Source organism: Dolichospermum sp. LEGE 00246 (assembly GCF_015207865.1).
Lineage (GTDB): Bacteria > Cyanobacteriota > Cyanobacteriia > Cyanobacteriales > Nostocaceae > Dolichospermum > Dolichospermum heterosporum.
The window spans coordinates 1-4,162 of the sequence record NZ_JADEWA010000473.1; the positions used below are offsets into that span (position 1 = coordinate 1).

Annotated in this window: 4 protein-coding genes and 1 pseudogene; all 5 read right to left on the reverse strand. The window is 38.7% G+C overall.

Features of this window, described 5'->3' with window-relative positions:
• Positions 1 to 232, reverse strand: a pseudogene (locus IQ228_RS26835) (hypothetical protein); the annotation flags it as partial.
• Positions 233 to 528: 296 nt separating this feature from the next.
• Positions 529 to 771 carry a hypothetical protein gene (locus IQ228_RS22385; RefSeq protein ID WP_035082485.1) on the reverse strand — a complete coding sequence of 81 codons (243 nt, stop codon included), beginning with the start codon at positions 769 to 771 and terminating at the stop codon, positions 529 to 531.
• A 325-nt stretch (positions 772 to 1,096) separates the two neighbouring features.
• Positions 1,097 to 1,339, reverse strand: a complete 243-nt coding sequence (locus tag IQ228_RS22390; RefSeq protein WP_035082487.1) for a hypothetical protein — start codon at positions 1,337 to 1,339, stop codon at positions 1,097 to 1,099.
• A gap of 837 nt (positions 1,340 to 2,176) precedes the next feature.
• Complete coding sequence (locus tag IQ228_RS22395; protein WP_193964490.1) at positions 2,177 to 3,535, reverse strand: DUF3370 domain-containing protein; 1,359 nt, start codon at positions 3,533 to 3,535, stop codon at positions 2,177 to 2,179.
• A gap of 38 nt (positions 3,536 to 3,573) precedes the next feature.
• Positions 3,574 to 4,152: a peptidase C15 gene (locus IQ228_RS22400; RefSeq protein WP_027402805.1), complete on the reverse strand. Its 579-nt coding sequence runs from the start codon at positions 4,150 to 4,152 to the stop codon at positions 3,574 to 3,576.
• Between the last annotated feature and the right edge of the window lie 10 nt (positions 4,153 to 4,162).

Genomic DNA, 4,162 nt, shown 5'->3' on the forward strand with positions numbered 1-4,162 from the left:
TACCAGGAATTTTACCCGTCTTAAAAAACAATTGTCTGGCATAATAAGTCCCACAATTAGCAAGTTTATTTGACTCCCCACATAAGAACTCAAGAACCGCTCCTAATTCCTTGTTGGGACTGATTAGTATTTGCTGGCATCCATAGCCATAGGGAACGAAGTGAAATGAAGCAATCGCAAGGGTTATGATTGCTTCCCTTCGCTCGCAATGACTGTAAATATTTTTGTCCAATTACTTACCAATTACCAATTACCTATTACCCATTACCAGCCTCAACGAGATAACTAGCAACTTGAGTTATTAGAGGCAGAGCCTCATTAACTGCATTCCTAGTCAGAGACTAGGAACGAGATGTAGTAGGGATTTGAGCTTAAGTTGATACCTATGGGTTGCCACCTATGGGTTGCCATAAAACCCCACCCCTAGCCTCTCCCCGCAACGGGGAGAGGCTTTGAAATTGTTCTTTGTATGATAAAAAAGTCCAGCTTCTAGCCGTTTTGAGTATAGCAGCCCCGACAGCTTATTTACTACTTTGCCCTGTTTGGAGCAAGAATAGTCTTAAAGATGCGTAGAAACCCAAGAGAATCAATTTTAATGCCAGAAGGTTCAGGGTATTCGCTATATTTTCTCATTTCCCCTTCTAACTGATGCAATAGGTTTTCGTTATCCTGCGTTCTCGCTACTTGCAAGCGATGTTCTAGGATTTTTTGGATATTTTCTTGATGCTTTCTTGCAGTTTGTTTAGCCAATTCCATTCTTTTTATACTCATTTTCGTTACCCTAACAAAGAATTTTAGATTTATATCAGATTAGACACTGAAGTTTAATCTGAAGAGCTTCATTATTGCTCAAATTCTCGATAGTATGTGCGAATTTAACAAAGTTAAGCAAAGTTCTTCAATAACAATTTTCGCAATCACTGTACAACTTGGTTGTAGCCTTATGTGAAAAAAAATTAACTTGAGACAATTATCCTTAACTTTGTTAAATTAGTAATTTTTGGCAATTGCTATGAAAATATCCTGAACTTTACAATTCATGATCGCGCTGACCAAAGGGATAATGATGCAATTGGCAGCAGCGATGGCTTATTTACTATTTTCCCCTCTTTGGAGCAAGAATAGTCTTAAAGATGCGTAGAAACCCAAGAGAATCAATTTTAATGCCAGAAGGTTCAGGATTTTCGCTATATTCTCTCATTTCCCCTTCTAACTGACGTGATAAGTTTTCGTCATTCTGTGCTTTGGCTAATTGTAAGCGACGTTCTAACGTTTTTCGCATATTTTCTTTATGCGTTGTTAAAGTCTCTTTAGCTAGTTCTATCCTGTCTTTATTCATGTTTATTTTCTCGATAAAGAATTTTAGCGTTACCAAATTGAAGTATGAGATTGAACACTGGATTTAAGATAACTCCACAAAAAAGATGAACCGCTTGCAGCAGCGCCAGTTTCCTCCAGGACGCTCCGCGAACGGTATCCAATTTTGTCCGATGGACATACTATGGCTAACGCCACACTACGCTATCAACAAGAAATTTTGGGATATTTTTTTAATTGGAAATCTCTAAACCTAAAAAGCAAGAAGCGACACGGGGATGCTCAAATGACGATAACCGAAATTTCATCAAAAAGATATTGTCATAATTACGGCTTTTTGTATGATATTTTTGATAAAATCTTTACTTATTAGTTTCAGTAGTTGTAGTAGTTTTAGTGCCTCTTGGGAGGATGTCCGAAAAGTAACAAGAGCCATAATGTATGACAAACACCTGGAGTAATAAGTAGGTGGACGTGAAATAACCAAAATGTGTAACGATATGTAAATTCACCTCGATGGGTTATTGTCGTTGAGTTTTAGCCATTTCAAAAAACGAAATATATTTTGATTTTCCTCCGCCCACCTACTTAAGTGGTGAGACAGAATTAATTACACAATGTCATTGCATTGGCGCAGCGTGGCGTTAGCCATATGGAACGAAGTGAAATGAAGCAATCACAACCCTGGCGATTGCTTCCCTTCGCTCGCAATGACTGTAAATATTTTTGTCCAATTACTTAATATCTAATTGATCAAAAAATCTCTTGTCGGATGATGCCACTATGAACAAAAAGATCCCCAAAGACAAATATCCCCGACTTCTTTAAAAAGTCGGGGATATGACTTGGTTATGTTAAACTACTTGGCTTGGGTTAATACTGTTAAAACCTGTGGTGGTGAAGCATCTGGTGGATACAGAAAGTCAACTTGAACTAAAGATGTATTTCCTGGTTTTATATCTAATGAGACTAATGGTTCTCCTAATTCACCGCGCTTCTGAACTAAATGTACAAATTTATTTTGCCATTTTCCCTGATCTTGATAACGTAAGCGTACAGTTCCTCGGAAAAAGATTTGACGAGTGGGTAACTTAAAAAAGCGGAGTCCAGGTTTACTTAATTGATTTTCTTTGAGTGGAGTTTGAATCGCAACACTCACATTTTGTGGATTTTGAGTATTGTTGTATAAAGGTAACTTGAGACTATATTGAATCCCATAATTACCATGAGCGTAATAAGCGGTGTCAGGATAGCGGACTAACATGGGTGCGGTTTGAATTTGATTTGTGCCTAATGTTCCCCCATGTAAGGTACTCAAACCGTAGGAAAAGGCTGCACCAGGTTGGGGAATGGTTAAATACTTGCTTTTTGGGGCATCTACTATGTCTGCTAACCATCGAGAACCCTTGGATACTCCGGCTACACGCCCGTAAATTGTCGGTTTGTTGTTTCCTGTGATGGGTGTGGGGACTTTATCTCTGGGTGTGGATAATTCACCATTATCTAATAAATTTTGCCATTCTGATAAATTCGGCGCACGTTCACTACCATCAGTATTTATGCGGGCAAACATCGCTAAACTAGCAGCATAAACATTACCATTACTTCGCAGTCGCAGATATGTGGATCGACCATTTAAAGGGGGTGTTAATCCTTGGACGGGAATTGGTAAATTTAATAACATCTGGCTTTCCCCTGGGGGAATAACAATTTGGGGAGGAAAAATATCTTGTCTTTTCCCTCTCAAAATATCAGACATAACCCGACTCCCAGGACCAGAAAAAACTGTGCCTAAGTCATTGGGAATTAAAGATGCTATTTCCTTAAACGGGGCATCTGGTTGACTTAAATAACTCGCACCTTGCAATATATTTACTGTCACTGGTTGAGAACCAGGGTTATGTAAGATGATGCCCAAATACAAAGAACGTAAATTTTCCGGTGGGTCAGCTTTGGCAATATGATGGGCAAAAATATCAAACTGTCCGCGCAAGGGAAAATCTAAATGGGCTGATGGGACTTTTTTTCCCGTTTCTGGAAAGGTAGAAAGTAAAATTCCTTCTTCTGATACCAGTTCTGGACTATTGCTGTTAAATACTGGTAATAAATCCAATTTTCCCGGTAAAGGACGTACTGACTGTATTTGTAATATTTCTTCTGGTGGTGGCGTGGCAGGAACAGCTTGAGCAAGGGTGAAAGCAAGTAATAGTGGCAACATAATACTGAGTAAATTTGTTTAAACAGACGTTAATCTCTCTAAAGAAGTGCCAAGTTGTTAATGATCAAAACGAAATCGGCAATTATCTCTGGCGAATTTTCTGGGTTTAAAATTGGGACATGAACAAAAATACACTTAATTGACAGTTGGAACTGGTGTAAATAGTCCAATACTTTATAATAAAGTCCCTCGCAGACAAACTTACCACAGTCGTAGCTAATCTCAACTGCTGCTGTTCCGACTAATAATTTTTCGAGATCAACGCTGGTTTGGAAAATATTTTCAGGGGAATTTATAGACTCTTGAGGCAAGATGTCGAGAGAATTTGGAGATTTTACAGGCAAGATGCCTGTACCACGGGCAAAGACTTCTACGCTTAATTGGCAACGAGTTTCCGCCATGCCACAACAAATAATGTAGTCTGGTTGGAGTTCATTGATTTTGGCAATGACGCGAGAACCTGCCAGTTGCACGTCTACAGGTAAATGGGGCAAAAAATTTAAATCATGGGGGAGTGAAGCCATTTTGGCTAGTGCGAGTAACAAGTCATCGGATGAATTTGACTCTTGTTGGCTTAACCAAATGTCAAAAGAAGTTAATAGTATTTTTTTTTGCATTATAAATAAT

Excerpts from the sequence above, each read along its gene's own strand:
- IQ228_RS22385 (WP_035082485.1), bottom strand. The coding sequence starts at position 771 with ATGAGTATAAAAAGAATGGAATTGGCTAAACAAACTGCAAGAAAGCAT.
- IQ228_RS22390 (WP_035082487.1), bottom strand. The coding sequence starts at position 1,339 with ATGAATAAAGACAGGATAGAACTAGCTAAAGAGACTTTAACAACGCAT.
- IQ228_RS22395 (WP_193964490.1), bottom strand. The coding sequence starts at position 3,535 with ATGTTGCCACTATTACTTGCTTTCACCCTTGCTCAAGCTGTTCCTGCC.
- IQ228_RS22400 (WP_027402805.1), bottom strand. The coding sequence starts at position 4,152 with ATGCAAAAAAAAATACTATTAACTTCTTTTGACATTTGGTTAAGCCAA.